The organism is Bacillus sp. ISL-46, from assembly GCF_018613205.1.
This window is the reverse complement of sequence record NZ_JAGGQR010000042.1, coordinates 12,272-34,101: the sequence shown is the minus strand read 5'-3', so window position 1 is coordinate 34,101 and position 21,830 is coordinate 12,272. Positions and strand designations below refer to the sequence as shown.

Here is a 21,830-nt window from a genome sequence, read left to right as displayed (position 1 = left end):
AAGGGGCGAGCAGCGTGGCAAATGCGTATAAGCAAGCAGGAGTCAATATTGAAGCAGGCTATGAAGCAGTAGAGAGAATGAAAAAGCATGTTCAAAAAACAGCCCGGGCTGGCGTCCTTGGCAGTTTGGGCGGATTTGGCGGTATGTTTGATTTATCTGCACTACAATTAAAAGAACCAGTTTTGGTGTCAGGCACCGATGGGGTGGGCACGAAACTGATGATTGCTTTTTGGATGGATAAGCATGATACGATTGGAATCGATGCAGTCGCGATGTGTGTTAATGATATTGTTGTACAGGGTGCAGAGCCCTTGTTCTTTTTAGATTACATTGCTTGTGGAAAAGCGGAGCCTGAAAAAATTGAGGCAATTGTCAAAGGAATTGCCGATGGTTGTGAGCAGGCTGGCTGTGCGCTGGTTGGCGGTGAAACAGCTGAAATGCCTGGATTGTATAGTGAAACGGAGTATGATTTAGCCGGATTTACGGTTGGTGCCTGTGAAAAATCGCAGCTCATCACGGGCGAAACGATTCAAGCGGGTGATGTGCTGATTGGCTTAGCATCGAGCGGTATTCACAGTAATGGTTATTCACTTGTAAGAAAAGTATTTAATGACTGGTCGTTACTTGATTTTGTTGATGAACTCGGGTGTACATTAGGAGAAGAGTTACTCAAGCCTACAAAAATTTATGTGAAACCGATTTTGTCCGCGTTGAAAAAGTTCCAATTAAAAGGTATGGCTCATATAACAGGCGGCGGATTTATTGAAAATATTCCGCGCATGCTGCCAGCGGGTCTTGGTGCTGAGTTGTATGAAAAAAGCTGGGATATCCCACCTGTTTTTAAACTACTATCTTCTCATGGACAAATTGATTACCAAGAGATGTATAATATTTTTAACATGGGTATCGGCATGGTGATTGCTGTGGATCCGGAAAATGCAGCTGACCTGTTAGAACATTTTAACCAATCTGGAGAGACCGCTTATGAAATTGGTGTGGTAACTGGGAATGAAGGAATTAACATCAAGGCTCAAGGTGGCCGCCTATGAAAAAGATAGCTGTGTTTGCATCAGGGAGCGGAAGCAATTTCCAGGCCATTATTGATGTAGTTCAAGCAGGCCATCTTGATGCAAATATTTCTCTTTTAGTTTGCGACAAACCGGGTGCTTTTGCGATTGAAAGAGCAAGAGCAGCAAAAATCCCGAGTTTTGTTTTTACCGCAAAGGACTATACTAGTAAGGAACATTATGAGGAAGAAATTTTAGCTCAATTAAAGACCTCTGGTGTAGAATTTATTGTCCTTGCCGGATACATGCGCTTGATTGGTTCGAAATTGTTAGCTGAGTATAAAGGAAGAATCGTCAATATCCACCCGTCACTCCTTCCAGCTTTTCCTGGCAAAGATGCGATTGGGCAGGCGTTGGCTGCTCAAGCGAAGTGGAGCGGTGTCACCATCCATTTTGTTGATGAGGGAATGGATACGGGTCCAATCATTATTCAGGAGCGGGTTCGACTCGACGAAAATGAGACAAGAGATAGCCTACAGCAGAAAATCCAGAAAAGCGAACATAAACTTTATCCATCCGTACTGCAAATGCTATTGACACAAGGAGATGTAATCAATGACACAAAAGCGCGCGCTAATTAGTGTTTCTGACAAAAATGGAATAACTGAATTTGCAAGGGATTTAGTCAGCCTAGGATATGAACTTATTTCCACAGGAGGCACGAAAAAGGCTCTTCAAGAGCAGGGTATACCTGTTCTTAGTGTTAGTGATGTAACTAATTTTCCGGAAATTTTAGAAGGTCGTGTGAAAACATTAAATCCATTGATCCATGGCGGCTTGCTTGCAAAACAGGATGATGTAAAGCATCAACAACAGCTAGACGAGCATGGAATACAAGCAATTCAACTGGTTTGCGTCAATCTTTATCCTTTCCAGCAAACAATCGAAAAACCAGATGTTACAGTTGCTGATGCGATTGAAAATATTGATATCGGCGGTCCAACGATGCTTCGTGCTTCTGCCAAAAACCATCAATATGTCACTGTTGTGGTCGATCCAACTGACTATGAGACCGTAATTGCTGAATTAAAAGCAGATGGTGAAACGAAGTTTGAAACAAGAAGAAAGCTTGCAGCAAAGGTGTTCCGCCACACTGCAGCCTATGATGCCTTAATTGCGGAGTATATGACCCATTTGGCTGAAGAAAAAAACCCAGAGACATTAACAGTAACATATGAATTAAAACAGTCTCTTCGTTATGGGGAAAATCCACACCAACAAGCAGCTTTTTATAAAAAGCCACTTGGTTCGACATTCTCGATTGCGAATGCCGTCCAGCTTCATGGAAAAGAGCTATCTTATAACAATATCAACGATGCGGATGCAGCCCTGCAGATTGTTAAAGAGTTTGCAGGACCAGCGGCTGTCGCCGTAAAGCATATGAACCCATGCGGTGTTGGAACAGGTGAAACAGGGTATGATGCCTTTACAAAAGCATTTGCAGCGGATCCTGTGTCAATTTTTGGAGGAATTATTGCTTTTAACCGTGAAGTAGATGCCCAAACAGCAAGCAAACTTCATGAAATTTTCTTAGAGATCATCATTGCGCCTTCCTTCTCAGAGGAAGCATTAGCGATTTTAACTGGGAAAAAGAATCTTCGCCTGTTAACCATTCCATTTAATGATGTTAAAAAACCAGAGTTAAAAATGACAACGATTGAAGGCGGATTGTTAGTTCAAGAGCAAGACCGTTATACATTAGAAGATGCGAACGTCACGGTTGCCACGAAAAGACAACCGACAGATGCAGAATGGGAAGCATTAAAGCTGGGCTGGAAAGTTGTCAAGCATGTGAAATCAAATGCGATTGTGGTTACTAATGAGGATATGACAATTGGTATTGGTGCTGGACAGATGAACCGAGTAGGTGCAGCTGAAATTGCGTTGAAGCAAGCTGGTACAAAGGCTGAGGGAGCGGCTCTTGCATCAGATGCCTTTTTCCCAATGGACGATACCGTTGAAGCAGCGGCGAAAGCTGGAATTACGGCAATTATTCAGCCAGGCGGATCCATCCGTGATGAGGATTCAATTAAAAAAGCAGATGAATATGGAATTGCAATGGTGTTTACAGGAGTTAGACATTTCAAACATTAAACCGATGGAGGGCATTCGATGAACGTACTGATTATCGGCCGTGGTGGTAGAGAACATGCAATTTGCCGAAAAGTAAGTGAAAGCGCAGGATTAGAAAAAGTATTTGTTGCTCCTGGTAATCCCGGAATGGCAGATGTAGCGGAACTTGTCTCGATTGCAGAGTCGGAACATGAACAGCTCCTTCAGTTCGCTAAGGACAATGGAGTGGGCTTAACGATTATTGGTCCAGAGGTACCCTTGCTGGAGGGACTTGCTGACAAATTTGAAGCTGCTGGTTTGGCCGTATTCGGTCCGCGCCAAGCAGCAGCCGAGATTGAAGGAAGTAAGTCATTCGCAAAAGAACTAATGAAGAAATATCAAATCCCTACGGCTGATTATGCTGTTTTCACTAAATATGAGGATGCCCGTAACTATATTGAGGAAAAAGGTGCGCCGATTGTCATTAAAGCGGACGGATTAGCAGCAGGAAAAGGTGTCACCGTAGCGCTCACGAAAGAAGAGGCCCTCGCTAGCGTGGAAGAAATGCTTATTGATGCAAAATTCGGTGCAGCGTCATCCCGTGTAGTCATTGAAGAGTTTTTAGCGGGTGAGGAATTTTCGTTAATGGCATTGGTGAATGGTGAGGTCGTCGTACCATTAGAAATCGCTCAAGATCATAAACGCGCCTATGATGGTGACCTTGGTCCAAATACAGGCGGAATGGGTGCTTACTCACCTGTTCCTCAAATCGGTGCGGAGACCGTTCAAACGGCTGTTGATACTGTCCTTATTCCGGCGGCAAAAGCAATGGTACAGGAAGGCAGAAGTTTTTGCGGCGTGTTATATGCGGGTTTGATAAAAACACCTGATGGTCCAAAGGTGATTGAATTTAATGCCCGTTTTGGTGATCCAGAGACACAAGTAGTGCTGCCTAGATTGAAATCGGATTTAGTTCAAGTCGTGTTGGAGCTCTTAAATGGAGGATGTCCTACTCTTGAATGGGATGAACAGGCTATGATCGGTGCTGTAGTGGCTGCGAAAGGGTACCCTGAGGTATATGAAAAGGGTGCAGTGTTAACAGGGTTAGCAGAGTTAAATAATCAAGAGGTTTTCACTTTTCATGCAGGAACAGTGAAAAATGATGCAGGTGAGTTTGTTACTGCTGGAGGCAGGGTGCTTCTTGTAGGAGCCAAAGCCGAAAGTATAGTAGAAGCGCAAGAAAAAGTGTATCGTGAACTGGAAAAGTTAACATGTGATGGTGTCTTTTATCGAAAAGATATCGGTGCAAAAGCGATCCAACCCGTTACGCGCTAACGGGCTCGCCTCTTTCCAGTTCGACGGATAAACACATAAAGAAGTGCGACAATGCTGCCGATAATGGCAATTAGAACAAACGACATATCCGTTAGATACTCCCAAAACATGAACAATCAACTCCAATCAAGGGCTGACCGCTTTAGGGTCAGCTCTTTTTTAGCTTGAAAAAAATGAGATTCGATGATATCTACAATTCCCCGATTTAAGTTGGATTATAGGGTACCAATTGATCCCCATCCCCATTAAGTCCTTCCATTCCATCCATTGAATCCATCGCCCGATCGTGATCCTCGATCATGCACTGACATTTTTCAAATAAAGCAGTAAGCGGACAATAGCGGATAATTCCCTCTGCTACCTTCATTGCCCCACACAAGGCGACAAACAAATAAGAATCTCTCCAAGGGTGTTTGACCAGTTTAGAAGTAGTCCAGGAAAGAATCGTTAAGCCGATCGTAATCCGAATTAATGCATTTAAGATACTAATATTTGGTTTAACATTCATTTTGTTCACTCCTTCACAAATTGTTTACAAATATTATCAATTCTTTAATGCGTTAAACAGTAAAATATGATAATATTGTATCTAAAGAATTTTTTGTAAGGGCTTTCTTTACTGTTAAATCAACTTATTATTGTATAGATAGTTTTTTTAAAAAAGGGGAGGGAAGACGTATGCTAGAGCAACGCTACCGCTGGAAAAATAAACACTTACGCATGCATGTATCCGTTTTGGATGGAAAAACGTCTCCAACCATTTTATTGAAAAACGCCTTGTATTTAAATCAGACGTTTCAAAAGTGGTTAAGAGCAAATATTTGGATTTGTGAAGATCGGATTGTTTATGTGGGTGAGAACTTGCCAACACATCTTGATAACTGTGAAATCATTGATTGCACCAATGAGATTCTTGTCCCGGGATACATTGAGCCACATGCCCATCCGTTTCAATTATATAATCCCCAAACACTGGCTGCGTATGCATCCCAGTTCGGGACAACGACATTAATTAATGACAATATGGCCCTTGTTTTACATTTGGAAAAAAGGGAAGCGTTTACATTATTAAAGGATCTTCGCTCCATTCCAACAACGATGTTTTGGTGGAGCCGTTTTGATTCACAAACAGAAATTCTGCATGAAGAAGAAATTTTTTCACATAGTAATGTTAAATCATGGCTTGAGCACGATGCGGTTCTTCAGGGCGGGGAATTGACAGGATGGCCCAAACTGCTTGATGGCGATGATATGATGCTCCATTGGATTCAAGAAGCAAAACGGATGCGCAAGCAAATTGAAGGCCACTTTCCAGGAGCTTCGGAAAAAACATTGGCAAAAATGATGCTGCTTGGTGCGGACTCTGACCATGAAGCGATGACAGGTGAAGAAGTATATAACCGATTAATGCAAGGGTATATGGTGTCTTTAAGGTATTCATCGATTCGACCTGATCTTCCGAACATATTGGATGATATGAAGCGACTAGGTATAGAGGCATATGATAGATTAATATTTAATACTGATGGTTCATCCTCAACCTTTTACGAGCAAGGAGTCACTGATGCAATGATTCGCATTGCCATTGAAAAAGGTGTTCCAGCTATTGATGCCTATAACATGGCAACAGTAAATATTGCCCGCTATTACAATATTGATCATCTCCATGGTAATATTGCCACTGGCCGGGTAGCCAATATAAACTTCTTATCCAGTATTGAAAATCCAACACCTGTTTCCGTTCTAGCGAAAGGAAAATGGGTCAAACGGGATGGACAGCGAGTGGCCGATGCCTACCCGCCAATTACTTGGAACGATTATGGACTAAAGCCGATGGAGTTGGATTGGGATTTATCAATAGATGATATGCAATTTTCCATGCCGTTTGGGATCAAGATGGAAAATGCCGTCATCACCAAGCCATATTCCATTTCTATTGATGCATCAGGTGATGAACTGCCATCACATCATGATGAATGCTTTTTTACATTGATTGACCGCAATGGGAAATGGCGAATTAATACGTTATTAAAAGGATTTGCGACTACATTATCAGCGTTGGCCAGTTCGTATTCAAATACCGGAGATATTATTTTAATAGGAAAAAATAAACAAGATATGCTCCAGGCTTTTAATAGAATGAAAGAATTAGGCGGCGGCATTGTGATGGTTGAGGACAATCAGGTCGTGTGCGAGATACCATTAACTTTAGGTGGAATCATGTCAAACCTTCCAATCGAAGAATTAATCAGTCATGAAAAAAGACTGCTTACCGAGTTAAAAGAACGAGGCTATTCATTTTCAGATCCTATATACAGTCTTGCCTTCTTTTCTGCAACACATTTGCCTTACATTCGGATTACCCCACAGGGAATGTACGATGTAATGAATAAAACAGTACTCTTTCCGTCAATAATGCGTTAAACTGTAAGTGAGTAAAGTTTTAAAGCGTGAAAGTGTTTTTCTTATTGAGAGTAAATAGGGGTGTGTTCATGAAAATGAAAAAATGGGTTGTTTTCGTGATAGCTTTCCTGTTACTACTTTCTGGGTGTAGTGATAAGGAAAAGGTTACGGAACCAGTAAAGAAGGAAAAACCTGTAACTCAAACAGAGAATAAACCAGAAGAGAAACAAGTTGACCCGTATTCTTATCCATTAACAGGGATTGGCTCTGAAACCAGCACAGATGGAAGAGCGGTAGCTGTAATGATTAATAATCACCCAAAAGCAAGACCCCAATCGGGCCTGAACAAGGCAGATATCGTCTATGAAATTCTAGCAGAGGGTGATATCACTCGCTTCCTGGCAGTATTTCAAAGTGAAAAGCCGGCAAATATTGGTCCGGTAAGGAGTGCAAGGGACTATTATATATACTTGGCAAAAGGACTTAATGCCCTTTACATTGCCCATGGCTATAGCCCGGAAGCAAAGAAACTCCTAAATGGTAACTATATTGATAATTTAAATGGGATGGTCTATGATGGTACACTATTTAAACGCTCTAAAACCCGAAAAGCACCCCATAACTCCTATATTACGTATGAAAACATTTTAAAAGGTGCTAAGCAGAAGAAATACTCAATGGAAAAAAGTCCAGCACCATTTAAATTTTTCACAGAAGAAGAAAGTATAAATATTACGGGTAAGGAAGCTAAATCTGTTAAAATTACTTATTCTAAGAGTGGAATTTCCAATTCAGTCTTAAAATTTGACGATACGATCGGTAAATATATTCGTTTTTCAGGCAACGAGCAAACCATTGATTTAGATACAAAAGAGCCTGTTTTGTTGGATAATATTTTTATTATCGAAGCTGAGCACCAGTTTATCGATTCTTATGGGCGTCGAGATATCGATTTTAAGTCTGGCGGAAAAGCCTATTTGCTTCAAAAGGGTAAGGTCAACCAAGTGGAGTGGATGAATAAGAACGGTGAAATTGTTCCAGTCAAAAATGGTGAAGAGGTTCCACTCGTACCAGGAAAAACATGGGTCAATGTTGTTCCAACCAAACCTGGTCTGCAGAATATTGCCACGTTTGATGTAAACTAAATAGACATTTTAAAGGGGTAAACAATATGCAAATTAATAAATTACGGGGTAAGGAGCTTGATCAATTGTTTCAAGCCGTTCTTTCCTTAAATGATCTTGAAGAGTGCTATCGCTTTTTTGACGATTTATGCACAATTAATGAAATTCAGTCATTAGCACAACGTCTTGATGTAGCAAGAATGCTACGCGAAGGGAATACGTATCACAAAATTGAAACGGAAACCGGGGCGAGCACAGCCACCATTTCACGGGTGAAACGCTGCTTGAATTATGGAAACGATACGTATGAAATGGTCCTTGAACGAGTTAAGGGCGAAACGACTGGAACTAAACAAGAATAAACAAGCCGGAGAGAAATTGCTCTTCGGTTTTTTTTTTTGAATCCAGCTCCAGCCCCTGATCAAGGCTCTTCAGCTTTTTAGATTTAGTTATGATTTCCAAATTTAGATTTAGTGTTTTCTTTTTTAATCGAATCGGCTAGTGCTATAATGGTGTAATGGAATTAATGATATGGGAGGATCTTTTTGATGTATGATTTTCGCGAGTGGCGGCATGTGTTTAAACTCGATCCAAATAAAGAAATAGCGGAAGACCGTTTAGAAAAAATCTGTGAATCAGGAACCGATGCCATTATCGTAGGTGGGACAGATGGGATTACATTAGAAAAAGTCCTCGATTTGATGGCAAGAATTCGCAGGTTTTCGGTCCCATGTGTCCTTGAAGTATCAACGATTGAGACGGTTACACCAGGATTCGACCTTTATTTTATTCCAACCATTTTAAATAGCAGCGATACCAAATGGATTACAGGACTTCACCACCAAGCGGTTAAGGAATTTGGTGAAATCATGGATTGGGAAGAAATTATCATGGAGGGCTATTGCATTTTAAATGAGGAGTGCAAAGCTGCCAAACTGACAAATGTGAAAACAAACATAACCAATGAAGAAGTAATTGCCTACGCGGTAATGGCTGAAAAAATGTTTCAGCTGCCGATTTTTTATGTAGAATATAGCGGTAAATATGGTGATGTTGAACTGGTTGCGAGCGTGAAAAAGTCGCTTGAAAAAACAATCCTTTTTTATGGTGGAGGAATATCAACCATTGAACATGCCTCAGAAATGGCCAAGCATGCAGATGTCATTGTGGTCGGAAACGCCATTTATGAAAATTTTGACTTAGCCTTGGAGACAGTAAAGATTGATCGATCATTGCTAAAGTAGAAAAATAGAGTTATGATAAAAATAAGAACAAATGTTTGTGATGGTGGTGGATATTAAATGCAATATTTAACTGATAAGCTATTAAATGGACTGAATCCAGAGCAGCAAAGTGCCGTTAGGGCAACTGATGGACCGCTGTTACTAATGGCTGGTGCCGGAAGTGGTAAGACAAGAGTACTGACCCATCGAATTGGCTATTTAATTGTAGAAAAAAGAGTAAATCCATATAATATTTTAGCGATTACGTTTACAAATAAAGCCGCACGAGAGATGAGAGAACGGATCGGAAAAATGATGGGCGGGGCCGCCGAAGAAATTTGGATTTCCACCTTTCACTCGATGTGTGTCAGGATTTTACGCCGAGATATTGACCGAATCGGCTTTAACCGTAATTTTACGATTCTTGATTCAACCGATCAGCTATCCGTGGTCAAAGGAATTCTTAAGGAAAAAAATATTGATCCGAAGAAATTTGATCCACGTGCTATTTTAGGAGCTATCAGCTCAGCGAAAAATGAGTTGATCGAACCGGACGAGTATAAGAAGTCAGGCGGAGGCTATTTTGAAGATGTTGTAGGTACTGCGTACGAAGAATACCAGAAGCGATTAAGAAAGAATCAAGCGCTGGACTTTGATGATCTCATTATGATGACGATTCAATTATTTAGACGGGTTCCTGAGGTCCTCGAATATTATCAGCGCAAGTTTCAATATATTCATGTCGATGAGTATCAGGATACGAACAAAGCACAGTATCTGTTAGTAAAGTTACTTGCAAGTCGTTTCAAGAATTTATGCGTTGTAGGGGATTCTGACCAATCCATTTATCGATGGCGCGGAGCAGATATCGCAAATATCCTCTCGTTTGAAAAAGACTATCCGAACGCAACGGTGATTTTACTAGAGCAAAACTACCGTTCAACAAAAAGGATTCTTCTAGCTGCCAATAAGGTCATCCAAAACAATCTAAACCGTAAAGCGAAGAACCTATGGACCGAAAACCCTGAAGGCAACAAACTTGTTTATTACCGTGCGGACAGTGAGCAGGGGGAAGCACAATTCGTTGCTGGAAAAATTAAAGAATTAACACGTAATCATCAAAACAAATTAACCGACATTGCCATCCTGTATCGCACGAACGCTCAGTCCCGTGTCATGGAGGAAGTGCTTCTAAAATCGAATATCGAGTACTCGATCGTGGGCGGAACAAAGTTCTATGACAGGAAAGAAATTAAGGATATGCTGGCTTATTTACGCCTAATTTCCAATCCTGATGATGATATTAGCTTACGCCGTGTTATTAATGTTCCAAAGCGAGGGATTGGTTCAAGCTCCGTTGATAAAATTGCTGATTTTGCCGTAATGCATGATTTATCCCTTTTCCAAGCACTTGAGTCAGTGGAACTATTGGGCTTGAGTCCGAAAATCACCAAAGCAGCTAGAGAATTTCGCGATTTAATCGGAAATTATACCAATATGCAAGAGTTTCTGTCTGTTACAGAACTAGTTGAAGAAGTACTGGAAAAATCCGGGTACCGTGAAATGCTCAAAGCGGAAAAATCGCTGGAAGCCCAAAGCCGCCTCGAAAACCTTGAGGAATTATTATCTGTGACAAAAAGCTTTGAAGATTCAAGTGAAGATAAGAGTCTTGTTGCCTTTTTAACCGATTTGGCCCTGGTGGCTGATATTGATTCGCTTGATGACGATGGTGAAAAGGCAGATTCAATTACGCTCATGACCTTGCACTCGGCTAAAGGGCTGGAATTCCCGGTTGTCTTCTTGATTGGAATGGAAGAAGGTGTATTCCCTCATAGCCGATCTTTGATGGAAGAAGTAGAAATGGAAGAAGAGCGCCGTCTAGCCTATGTAGGAATTACTAGAGCGGAGCAAACGCTGTTCCTGTCAAACGCCCAAATGAGAACATTGTTTGGGAGAACCAATATGAATCCACCTTCTCGCTTTATAAAAGAAATCCCTGAAGACCTGATCGAAGGAGTCGAACCAGCGGAGAAAAAAGTGAATTCAAAATCATTTGGCTCAGGACGCAGCACATCGTTCGGATCACCGAAGACGTCATTTGGTCCACCGGCTGCAGCCAGAAAACCAGTTATGCGCCCAGTTTCTGCTGCTTCTGGCGATGAGGCTGGCTGGAAGGTTGGCGATAAAGCCCAACATGGTAAATGGGGTATCGGAACCGTTGTAAGTGTAAAAGGCCAAGGGGAGGGAACGGAGTTAGATATTGCCTTTCCAAGTCCGGTTGGAATCAAACGCCTGTTAGCCAAATTTGCTCCGATTAATAAAGTCTAATTAGATAGGCTAAGTTAAACCTTATTTTGATTTTACACACTCTGTTGATTGGAGCGGAATGCGCGAGACTCCTGCGGGAGGACGGGGCAGGGGAGACCCCACAGGCGCTTAGCGCCGAGGAGGCTCCCCGGACCGCCCGCGCGGCGCTGCGCGCATGGAGTGGAAATCAACAGACAAGTTTAAGAAATCCTTAAGGAAAGGACTGAATATATGGACCTTCAACGTGCAGAAAAGAGAATCACTGAAATAAGCAGCCTGCTAAATCACTATGGCTATGAATACTATGTTTTAGACAAACCATCTGTACCAGATGCTGAATATGACAAGTTAATGCAGGAACTGTTGGAACTTGAGGAAAACCATCCGCAATTAAAAACAGCAGATTCGCCGTCACTGAGGGTTGGCGGCACCGTGCTCGATCTGTTTGAAAAGGTAGAGCATCGTACACCGATGCTTAGTCTTGGCAATGCTTTTAACGAGCAAGATTTAAGGGATTTTGACCGTCGCATCCGTCAAGCTGTCGGGGTCGATATTTCTTATGTATGTGAGTTGAAGATTGACGGTCTGGCTGTATCGTTACGATATGTGGATGGTCTATTTGCACAAGGCGCTACCCGTGGAGATGGGACCATTGGTGAAGATATTACCGCTAATATAAAAACCATCAAATCCGTCCCGCTCCGTCTCCGCGAAAATGTTTCTTTGGAGGTCCGCGGCGAAGCTTATATGCCAAAACGTTCGTTTGAAGCATTGAATCAAACAAGGGCAGAGCACGGCGAGGAGCTATTTGCCAACCCAAGAAATGCAGCAGCAGGGTCACTAAGACAGCTAGATCCGAAAATCGCTGCCTCTAGAAGACTAGATGTCTTTTTATATGGAATCGGAAATATCAGTGAAATCAGCGGGATTGATTCTCATAGCGAAGGCCTTGATTACTTGGATCGCCTCGGCTTTAAAACCAATCATGAGCGGAACAAGTGTGCATCGGTTGACGAAGTGATCGAATATGTCAATAGCTGGGTCGAAAAGCGCCCGCACCTTCCCTATGAGATTGATGGAATCGTCATTAAAGTAGATTCCTATGCCCACCAGGCAGAACTCGGAACGACAGCAAAAAGTCCGCGCTGGGCCATTGCTTACAAGTTCCCCGCAGAAGAAGTGGTCACAACTCTTTTAGATATTGAGTTAAGTGTTGGTAGAACAGGTGTGATTACCCCTACGGCCATTCTTGAGCCAGTCAAAGTAGCAGGAACAACTGTACAGCGTGCATCCTTGCATAATGAGGATTTAATCCGGGAAAAGGATATCAAGCTTGGTGACAAAGTCGTTATCAAAAAGGCAGGGGATATTATTCCAGAGGTGGTCAATGTTTTGGCTGACCATCGGACAGGGGAAGAAGTAGAATTCCACATGCCGACTCATTGTCCCGAGTGTGAAAGTGAGCTCGTGCGTTTTGAAGGAGAAGTGGCTTTACGTTGTATTAACCCTAAATGTCCTGCACAGCTTCGGGAAGGCTTAATTCATTTTGTTTCAAGGGTCGCGATGAACATCGAGGGTCTTGGGGAAAAGGTGATCAGCCAGCTTTTTGCTGAAAAATTAATTGCCGATGTTGCCGATATTTATAAGCTTACTCGTGAACAGCTTCTAGCCCTTGAAAGAATGGGTGAGAAATCAGCTACTAATCTTATTAAAGCCATTGAGATATCGAAAGATAATTCACTTGAAAAGCTTTTATTTGGACTAGGGATCCGTCATGTTGGTGCCAAAGCCGCAAAAACGTTAGCCCAACAATTTGGTACGATGGACAAACTCGCAGCTGCCACCAAGGAAGATTTAATCGCGGTTAATGAAATTGGTGATAAAATGGCGGATTCAATTGTCGCCTTTTTTGAAAAAGAAGAGGCTGTGGAGTTAATCAACGAATTAGTTATTGCGGGCGTTAATATGGAATATAAGGGTTCCAGACCAGTTTCCGCAGAAAATTCCGATTCCATCTTTGCAGGAAAGACCGTTGTTCTTACAGGAAAGCTGGAACGTTTATCCAGGAATGAAGCAAAGGATAAAATCGAAGCGCTGGGCGGGAATGTGGCTGGAAGTGTCAGCAAAAAAACACACCTTGTCATTGCAGGTGTTGAGGCGGGTTCAAAACTAACCAAGGCACAAGAACTAGGAATTGAAGTGTGGGGCGAGGAGAAACTCCTAGTTGAATTAAATAAATAAGAGGTGTATCGACGTGAGAAAGTTCTCATTGCTCGCTCTCTCCCTTGTCTTTTTGCTGAGTGCCTGTGCACCAAACTTTGAGAAGCAAAATGAGGTTGTGCAAACGAAGGAGAAAGTGAAAGGGAAGGCAATTATTCCAAAGTATAATATTTCGGACAGCTATTACCGGACAATTTTGCCATTTGAACCAGGGGAAGCACGCGGATTGGTTGTCAATAATATCAATACAAGATATGACTTAAACGAGTTTGAAATGGGCTTAATGAGAATTGCCCAAAATTCTTTTGATACAGAAAAATATTTGTTTCGTGAAGGACAGGAAATCAAAGAAGAGACAATAAGACTTTGGTTAAACCGTAAATACACAAAAGAGCAGTTCAATGAAATGAAAAAAGAAGATAAAACACTAAAAGATGCTGATAATATTGGGCTAAATCCTGTGAACACTGGAAGCAAGGGTGAACCGAGTTCGCCAATCTATTTAGCTCATATTTTAGAACACGACTACTTAATAAAAAATGAAAAGGGGAATGTAACACTCGGCGGTGTTACGATTGGCCTTGCCTTAAATTCAGTTTACTACTATAAACAGACATCAGACGGCGATACCCTTGAGGAAAAAGTCCCGCATTCAGAAATGGTCAGTGAAGGGAAGAAAATAGCTGCAGAAGTGATAAAGCGTATGAGGAGCATAAAGTCTTTAAAGGACGTTCCAATTACGATTGCCTTGTTTGAACAAGAAAGCAAGTCTTCCGTCGTTCCTGGTAACTTCATTACCTATTCCACTGTCGACAATGGCAGTACTACTTTAAATGGCTGGGAAAATGTAAATGAAAAGTACTTTCTTTTCCCTTCTGCAGATGCACAGGAAGAACATCGTGATGATGTCACTGCGTTTTTAAATTTTAAGCAGGATGTGGAGGAGTATTTTCCTAACTATAATGGTGTGATTGGCAGAGCCTTTTACATGGGAGACCAACTGCAGGATTTAAATATTAACATTCCAATTCAATTCTATGGAAAAACAGAAGGAATAGGTTTTACGCAGTATGTAACCGGCCTTGTCATGGAACATTTTCCTAAATATTTGTCTGTCTCGGTAAGTGTTACATCTGTGGATGGTCCTGAAGCACTGATTGTCCGAAAGGCTAATGAAGAGGAACCTTTTGTCCATATTTATCAATAAGATCTGGCTAATGCTGGGTCTTTTTTTGTGGGACCCGACAATTATTGCGGCCTTTAAATGAAACATGTTAGAATGAACAGTGGAGTGTAAACGTTTTTAATACATAGGAGGGTTTAACAAATGGTACAACCTTACAAGCACGAACCATTTACAGATTTTACGATTGAAGAGAACCGTCAGGCCTATCTAAAGGCGTTAAAAACAGTTGAAGGTTACTTAGGTCAGGATTACGACTTAGTTATTGATGGAGAAAGAATTGCAACAGAAGATAAAATTGTTTCTTATAATCCTTCCAATAAGGAAGAAGTAATTGGCCGCGTTTCAAAAGCTAGCCAAGACCTAGCTGAAAAAGCAATGCAAGCAGCAGTCGAAGCATTTAAAACTTGGAAAAAGGTCAAACCTGAAGTCCGCGCGGATGTTTTATTTAAAGCTGCAGCAATTATTCGCCGCCGCAAACACGAATTTTCTGCTCTTATGACGAAAGAAGCTGGTAAGCCATGGAGAGAAGCGGATGCAGATACTGCTGAAGGAATTGATTTCCTTGAATACTATGCACGCCAAATGCTAGCACTTAAAGATGGTGTACCCGTTCAAAGCCGTCCGAACGAATTTAATCGTTATTCCTATATTCCCCTTGGTGTTGGTGTTATTATCTCGCCATGGAATTTCCCATTTGCGATCATGGCAGGAACTACAGTAGCAGCTATCGTTTCTGGTAACCCGGTTCTATTAAAACCCGCTTCAACTACTCCTGTGATTGCAGCGAAGTTTGTTGAAGTCATGGAAGAAGCAGGTCTGCCTAAAGGTGTTCTTAACTTCGTACCAGGAAGCGGTGCTGAAGTGGGCGACTATTTAGTGGACCATAAAGATACTCGCTTTATCAGCTTTACTGGTTCCCGTGATGTTGGACTTCGAATTTTCGAGCGTTCTTCGAAAGTGAACCCAGGACAAGTATGGATGAAACGTTTGATTGCTGAAATGGGCGGTAAAGATACCATTGTGGTTGATAGTGAAGCAGATCTAGAGCTTGCTGCTCAATCAATTGTTGCAGGTGCGTTTGGCTTCTCAGGTCAAAAATGTTCTGCATGTTCACGTGCGGTAATCGTAGAAAGTGTTTACGATCAAGTATTGAATCGTGTCGTTGAATTAACTAATGAGTTAACGGTTGGAGATCCAACTGAACAAGCTACGTTCATGGGTCCTGTTAACGACAATAATGCGTTCAAAAAAATCATGGAATACATTGAAATCGGCAAGCAAGAAGGCAAGTTAATGGCTGGCGGCGAAGGAGATAATTCTAAAGGTTATTTCATTAAACCAACGGTTATTGCGGATCTTGCTCCTAAAGCACGTATTATGCAGGAAGAAATTTTCGGCCCTGTTGTTGGTTTCACAAAGGCAAAGAACTTCGATGAGGCTCTTGAAATTGCGAACAACACAGAATACGGCTTAACTGGTGCAGTTATTACTACAAACCGTGCTCACATGGAACAAGCTCGTGAAGACTTCCATGTTGGAAACCTGTACTTTAACCGTTCATGTACTGGAGCCATCGTTGGTTATCAGCCATTTGGCGGCTTCAATATGTCCGGAACCGACTCCAAAGCAGGCGGTCCTGACTACTTGCTGCTTCATATGCAGGCAAAAACAACATCTGAAATGTACTAATTATAAAAGTGACCCCCCTTCTCAAGCCGAGAAGGGGGGTCACTTTTATTTTGATATGTTTATCACAAAAGGGACGGTAAATACTTTGCCGTCGTGCTGAAATTGGCCCCATATCTTATAAATGCCTTTTTCAGGAAAAATAGTCATAAAGGTTACCGTTGGACCATTTCCTTCTGTTGTCATCGGATGGATGTGTAAATACTTTTCCGCATCACTGCTCATGGCGACCGCATGCCCCATTGCCCCTAAATATGGCTGCAGATTTTTAATGGGTTGATGGTTTTTTGCATCACTAATGGTGAAATTCATATGGATCGTCATTCCAGCCATCATTTGGTCAAAAGAGAGCTTCACTAGTTTTCCATCAACGACTTTGGTTAGCTTCTGATCAGGGACAAGAGGTTTTTCTTCTGCGGCCTCCCCTTCAATCTGGACCCAATGATTTTCTACACTAGGGTCCCCTCCACCCTTCGGAGTAAATTCAGAGATGAGCTTATAATCTCCGCCGGCGGGGAAACTAGTGGTAAAATCAAATTCGCCATTTCCCTTATATTCTGGATGGATGTGAGAAAAATAAGCTAAATCCTTACTAACAATAAATAAATGCATTTTTTTCTCATGTACAGTATCAAATGATTGAATCGGTTTATTGGACTGATCCATTATTAGCAGTGAAATGGGTATTTTCTCATTTGCATTCGGATGATCCTGGATCTTCCAATCAGACTTTGTAGGGATGACACCAGTTGGAGTGGCACTCATATTATGAGCCATACTCGACTTTGGGACTCTAACCGGATTACAAGCCGATAAAAACAAGGTATAAAAAAGGATCATAACTAGGATAGATTTTTTCAGTGGGAATTCCTCCATTCAATGAGAACTTACTTTTTTAAAAATACATTACCTAATTCAACCAATGCAAGAATTTTATGTAATTTAAAAAGTTACCTATAGTAAAAATAATGATAATATAGAGAAAAGGCAGTAAGGACTAAAAGTGTGGGGGATTGTAAATTGATTCCATTATATCTATTTCACGTCACATCAGTCCAACATAGTGAAAATTTACTTTGGACATTTTTAATCTGTAATATTTTTGTTGTCACAGCAGGATTTACGTTTATGTATAAATTATTTCGACAGAAAAATGTTCGGGGCGCTGGAATTACTTTTGCGATTGCGTTAGCTGTGAATTATATTCTTATTGCCATCTTTGGGGATATATTTGATTTACTTGGATAAGCGCTAGAGAGGAGATGATATCGTTGAAATATTATCGTTTATGGGTACTTGCCTTTCTATTAAAATTTATTGGTTCTGCATGGGATGCTTCTTATCATTTTAAATATTTATTTGAGGAATACTCCATTCCCCATATTGTTAATACCATCGGTTTTGCTTTAGGCGCATATTTGTTAATTCAAGAGTGGCGACGTTTAAATTATCTGGACCGATTTTCTAGAAACCTGATTACAATAGGCTACGTTATATTCCTAATTGGGATCCCACTAGATTTCACCTATCATATTGCGTATGGAATTGATTTAACCACATGGAGTCCAACCCATTTTATTTATTATATTGGTACAGCAATTATGATTTTTGGGGTCTGGCACGGTTACTTTCTATATACGAGAGATATTCAACCGTCATGGTGGTCACTTCATACCTGGTTTGCCATGTATCTCCTTGAATGCTTGATGTTTCCGAATATGCAACAGGAAAACGGGGCCATTTCATATGATCAATACATTCATGGAAAATCGATTGCCTCAAAGGAAATCCTTGAACTAATCTCAGATCCTGCCTCACAGATTTTTGGCGGCATTCCGGAATGGGTCTATCCCACCTATTCAATCCTAATGGTCGCTCTCCTAACAATTCTAATCATCCGATATTGCCGTGATTATACCATACCTGTGATGGCGACGGCACTTTATATCCTGTTAAGGTTTGTAGGCAAAGCTATTTTTGCTGCAGTTGGTTATCCAACCTCTTATGTTCCGATAACGCTTTTATTCATTCCTTTATGCTATTTATTGTTTAGAAAAACCCCTCGGTTAGCTGGTCTGGCAGGCAGCCTAGCTTATTTTCTTACTTTGTATGCAATCCATATAACTGGTATTCTCATCACTCCACCCTTGGTATTATGGGAGCTTGCCCCTGTTGTAGTAATTGGTGTGCTTGTTCCCATGATTCATTCAATGGTAAAACTCTTTCAAATAAGGAAAACTGAAAAAAAGGTAGTTTAGAGTTAGATAGCATGCATTTTTTGTGTGCTATTTTTTTGTTGCCCAAATATACTATGACAATTATGTGAAAATATTCACATAATTGTTTGGATAGTGACGTACTTCACAAATTTTATCGACGCTAGCATTTACAATTTAAATATAAAGAAAACCTTACTAACCTTAAAAATACTTATTTAACATATAAGGAGTGATTGATAAATGAAAAAACTAGTAATGATCGGAAATGGTATGGCAGGCGTCAGAACGGTAGAGGAAATCCTCAAAGTAACCACTGAACCATTTGAAATTACTATTTTTGGACAAGAACCATATCCAAACTACAATCGGATTAAACTATCAAATATACTTCAAGGGGATACAAACTTTGAAGATATTATCATTAACCCGCTAGATTGGTATAAAGAAAATAGAATTCAATTATTTACAGGTGAATCGATTGTAAACATTGATGTGGACGGAAAACGTGTGGTTAGTAATTTAGGCAGGGAAGTCGAATATGATGAATTAATTATTGCCACAGGATCAAATTCTTTCATCCTCCCAATTCCAGGTGCAGACAAAATCGGTGTGACTGGATTTCGTGATATCAATGATTGTGAAATGATGATCAAGTCAGCTCAGCAATTTAAGAAAGCCGTGGTCATCGGCGGCGGACTTCTAGGTCTTGAGGCAGCAAGAGGACTGTTAAACCTGGGAATGAAGGTTGATGTTGTTCACTTAATGCCGCATCTAATGGAGCGACAGCTGGATTCGGTTGCTTCATCCTTACTGAAGGCAGAACTAGAAAGCCAGGGCATGAACTTCTTAATGGAAAAAGAAACCGTTGAAATCCTTGGCAAGGAACGAGTAACAGGTATTCGCTTTAAAGATGAATCAGAGGTGGAAGCGGACCTGGTGGTTATGGCAATCGGAATTAAGTCTAACACCGAAGTGGCAAGAAACAGCGGAATCTATGTCAATCGCGGGATAGTGGTCAATGACTTCATGGAAACAAGCGTCCCTAATGTTTACGCCGTGGGGGAATGTGCGGAACATCGAGAGATTGTCTATGGCTTGGTGGCCCCATTATATGAACAAGGAAAAGTGCTGGCCAACCGTATTTGTGGCAATTTAGGCGAACCATATGAAGGCTCTGTGACCGGAACACAATTAAAGGTAGCCGGCGTGGACCTTTTCTCTGCTGGAGAAATTTTTGAAGATGGTTCAACAAAATCGATCATGGTCTACAATGAATATGATGGTGTCTATAAAAAGATCTTAACAAGAAATAACACGATTGTTGGTGTCGTGCTATATGGAGACACCAAGGATAGCACCAAATTATTCCGGATGCTGACGAAAAAAGAAGACATTAGCGGAATGACTAGTATTTCGGTCCTGCAATCTGAATGCAGTGCAGGAGGCGGCAATGGTGATGTAGCTTCAATGCCGAATGATGAATTAGTTTGTGGCTGTAATGGAGTCACTAAAGGCGCCATTGTTGAAGCAATCAAAACTCAAGGGTTAACCACACTGGACCAAGTGAGCCATTGTACGAACGCAGGCCGTTCTTGTGGACGCTGTAAACCGATGGTAAGCAATATTCTTGCCTATACACTGGGCGACCAATTTGATGAAGCGGCAGCACAAAAGACAAGCCTGTGCGGTTGTACAACCCTAAGCCGTGATGAAGTTGTGGCCGAAATTAAAGAAAAAGGCTTAACAAGTGTAAAAGAAGTTATGAACGTCCTTGAGTGGAATAATGAGGAAGGCTGTACCAAATGCCGTCCGGCCATCAACTACTATCTAGGTATGATTCATATGGATGAATACAAAGATGATCGTGATTCCCGACTCGTCAATGAAAAAATGCATGCCAATATCCAAAAGGACGGAACCTACTCGGTTGTACCAAGAATGTATGGCGGGGAAACGACAGCAGCCGATTTGAAAAAAATCGCCGAGGTTGCCGAAAAGTATGAGGTACCACTGGTAAAATTAACAGGCGGACAGCGGATTGGTTTATTCGGAGTGAAAAAAGAAGACCTGCCAAGAATGTGGGAAGAGCTCGATATGCCCTCTGGTTATGCCTATGGAAAAACGCTTCGTACCGTAAAAACTTGTGTCGGCGCTCAGTTCTGCCGCTATGGAACACAGGATTCGATGGCACTTGGCATTGAACTTGAAAAGAAATTTGAACGCCTCGATACTCCTCATAAAGTAAAAATGGGCGTATCGGCCTGCCCGCGGAACTGTTCCGAAGCAGGAATCAAAGACATTGGCTTTGTCGGAATTGATGGCGGCTGGGAGATTTATGTCGCTGGTAACGGCGGTGTCGACCTCCGTGCGGGGGACCTCCTATGTACTGTGAAAACACAAGCGGAAGTAATGGAAATCACGGGTGCTTACCTTCAATATTATCGTGAAACAGCCAACTACCTAGAGCGTACTTCAAAATGGGTAGAACGTGTTGGCTTGGATCATGTGAGAGAAGTACTTGCCAATGAGGAAACACGGAAAGCTTTAAACGAGCGCATGGATAAAACATTAAATAAATATATCGAACCTTGGAATGAAGCGATTCAAAGTGAAGAAATTCAAGATAAATATTATGCAAAACACACTATTAAGGCTGGGGAGTGATTCAATATGCTTCAAACAATAACAAGAATTCCAGTGGCAAACTATTCTAATTTAAGAGTTCGATCTGGGTATACTATTTAAAATCGATTATACAGAAATTGCCCTATTTAAATTAACAAGTGGAGAGGTTTATGCGATTGAAAACCGCAGTCCCCATCCAAAAGGAGGCGTCCTTTCAGAAGGCCTTGTCAGTGGCGAGTATGTATATTGCCCCGTCTATGATTGGAAAATATCCTTAAAAGATGGTAAAGTACAGTCACCGGATGTAGGTCAAGTACGGACATTTAAGGTTGAATTAGAGGAAGATATCGTTTTTATTGTCAGATAAGAGCGAAATGGAAAGG

General features: G+C 41.3%; 19 protein-coding genes. 16 read left to right on the top strand and 3 right to left on the bottom strand.

What is annotated here, in order from left to right; translation table 11 throughout:
- The first annotated feature begins 14 nt into the window (after positions 1-14).
- Genes purM through purD form a run of 4 tightly spaced genes read left to right on the top strand, consistent with a single transcriptional unit; the run spans position 15 to position 4,454 of the window.
- Positions 15-1,049: a phosphoribosylformylglycinamidine cyclo-ligase gene (gene purM, locus J7E67_RS20040; RefSeq protein ID WP_214718617.1), complete on the top strand. Its 1,035-nt coding sequence runs from the start codon at positions 15-17 to the stop codon at positions 1,047-1,049.
- On the top strand, positions 1,046-1,648 hold the full coding sequence (purN, locus tag J7E67_RS20035) for a phosphoribosylglycinamide formyltransferase (protein WP_214718618.1): 603 nt from the start codon (positions 1,046-1,048) through the stop codon (positions 1,646-1,648). Before purM ends, purN begins: the two co-directional genes overlap by 4 nt.
- Positions 1,623-3,161, top strand: a complete 1,539-nt coding sequence (gene purH, locus J7E67_RS20030) for a bifunctional phosphoribosylaminoimidazolecarboxamide formyltransferase/IMP cyclohydrolase (protein WP_214718619.1) — start codon at positions 1,623-1,625, stop codon at positions 3,159-3,161. The genes purN and purH overlap by 26 nt, the downstream gene beginning before the upstream one ends.
- 18 nt (positions 3,162-3,179) lie before the next feature.
- Positions 3,180-4,454, top strand: a complete 1,275-nt coding sequence (purD, locus tag J7E67_RS20025) for a phosphoribosylamine--glycine ligase (RefSeq protein WP_214718620.1) — start codon at positions 3,180-3,182, stop codon at positions 4,452-4,454.
- Here the strand turns inward: purD and J7E67_RS32340 are convergent.
- On the bottom strand, positions 4,451-4,564 hold the full coding sequence (locus J7E67_RS32340; protein ID WP_348982634.1) for an EYxxD motif small membrane protein: 114 nt from the start codon (positions 4,562-4,564) through the stop codon (positions 4,451-4,453). The two genes, purD and J7E67_RS32340, sit on opposite strands and share 4 nt — an antisense overlap.
- A 95-nt stretch (positions 4,565-4,659) precedes the next feature.
- A complete protein-coding gene (locus J7E67_RS20020; protein ID WP_214718621.1) occupies positions 4,660-4,962 on the bottom strand; it encodes a YgaP family membrane protein in 303 nt (100 codons plus the stop codon).
- A 170-nt stretch (positions 4,963-5,132) separates the two neighbouring features.
- Here J7E67_RS20020 and J7E67_RS20015 point away from each other — a divergent pair, with 170 nt between their 5' ends.
- From J7E67_RS20015 to pruA, 8 genes are all read left to right on the top strand, one after another.
- Positions 5,133-6,878 (top strand): adenine deaminase C-terminal domain-containing protein, encoded by a 1,746-nt coding sequence (locus J7E67_RS20015; RefSeq protein WP_214718622.1) that lies wholly within the window; start codon positions 5,133-5,135, stop codon positions 6,876-6,878.
- 74 nt (positions 6,879-6,952) lie between these two features.
- Positions 6,953-8,002, top strand: coding sequence for a DUF3048 domain-containing protein (locus J7E67_RS20010; RefSeq protein WP_214718668.1), 1,050 nt, complete (start codon positions 6,953-6,955; stop codon positions 8,000-8,002).
- A gap of 26 nt (positions 8,003-8,028) precedes the next feature.
- Positions 8,029-8,343, top strand: a complete 315-nt coding sequence (locus J7E67_RS20005; protein ID WP_214718623.1) for a YerC/YecD family TrpR-related protein — start codon at positions 8,029-8,031, stop codon at positions 8,341-8,343.
- 186 nt (positions 8,344-8,529) lie between these two features.
- The gene (gene pcrB, locus J7E67_RS20000; protein ID WP_214718624.1) at positions 8,530-9,225 is read left to right on the top strand and encodes a heptaprenylglyceryl phosphate synthase; all 696 of its coding nucleotides are present in this window, start codon (positions 8,530-8,532) and stop codon (positions 9,223-9,225) included.
- A gap of 57 nt (positions 9,226-9,282) precedes the next feature.
- Positions 9,283-11,532, top strand: coding sequence for a DNA helicase PcrA (gene pcrA, locus J7E67_RS19995; RefSeq protein ID WP_214718625.1), 2,250 nt, complete (start codon positions 9,283-9,285; stop codon positions 11,530-11,532).
- A 210-nt stretch (positions 11,533-11,742) separates the two neighbouring features.
- A complete protein-coding gene (gene ligA / locus J7E67_RS19990; RefSeq protein ID WP_214718627.1) occupies positions 11,743-13,752 on the top strand; it encodes an NAD-dependent DNA ligase LigA in 2,010 nt (669 codons plus the stop codon).
- Between the two features lie 13 nt (positions 13,753-13,765).
- Complete coding sequence (locus J7E67_RS19985) at positions 13,766-14,938, top strand: CamS family sex pheromone protein (protein ID WP_214718629.1); 1,173 nt, start codon at positions 13,766-13,768, stop codon at positions 14,936-14,938.
- A 120-nt stretch (positions 14,939-15,058) separates the two neighbouring features.
- Entirely contained in the window at positions 15,059-16,606 is a 1,548-nt protein-coding gene (gene pruA, locus J7E67_RS19980; RefSeq protein WP_214718637.1) for an L-glutamate gamma-semialdehyde dehydrogenase, read from the top strand.
- Positions 16,607-16,651: 45 nt separating this feature from the next.
- On the opposite strand, the gene J7E67_RS19975 is transcribed toward pruA, so the two are convergent.
- Positions 16,652-17,380 carry a hypothetical protein gene (locus tag J7E67_RS19975; RefSeq protein ID WP_251026884.1) on the bottom strand — a complete coding sequence of 243 codons (729 nt, stop codon included), beginning with the start codon at positions 17,378-17,380 and terminating at the stop codon, positions 16,652-16,654.
- A gap of 243 nt (positions 17,381-17,623) precedes the next feature.
- On the opposite strand from J7E67_RS19975, the gene J7E67_RS19970 reads away from it, so the two are divergent.
- From J7E67_RS19970 to nirD, 4 genes are all read left to right on the top strand, one after another.
- A complete protein-coding gene (locus tag J7E67_RS19970; protein ID WP_214718640.1) occupies positions 17,624-17,851 on the top strand; it encodes a hypothetical protein in 228 nt (75 codons plus the stop codon).
- A gap of 23 nt (positions 17,852-17,874) precedes the next feature.
- On the top strand, positions 17,875-18,861 hold the full coding sequence (locus J7E67_RS19965; protein WP_214718642.1) for a hypothetical protein: 987 nt from the start codon (positions 17,875-17,877) through the stop codon (positions 18,859-18,861).
- A gap of 201 nt (positions 18,862-19,062) precedes the next feature.
- Positions 19,063-21,486 carry a nitrite reductase large subunit NirB gene (nirB, locus tag J7E67_RS19960; protein WP_214718644.1) on the top strand — a complete coding sequence of 808 codons (2,424 nt, stop codon included), beginning with the start codon at positions 19,063-19,065 and terminating at the stop codon, positions 21,484-21,486.
- Between the two features lie 64 nt (positions 21,487-21,550).
- Positions 21,551-21,814 carry a nitrite reductase small subunit NirD gene (gene nirD / locus J7E67_RS19955; RefSeq protein WP_308161458.1) on the top strand — a complete coding sequence of 88 codons (264 nt, stop codon included), beginning with the start codon at positions 21,551-21,553 and terminating at the stop codon, positions 21,812-21,814.
- The last annotated feature ends 16 nt before the right edge of the window (positions 21,815-21,830 follow it).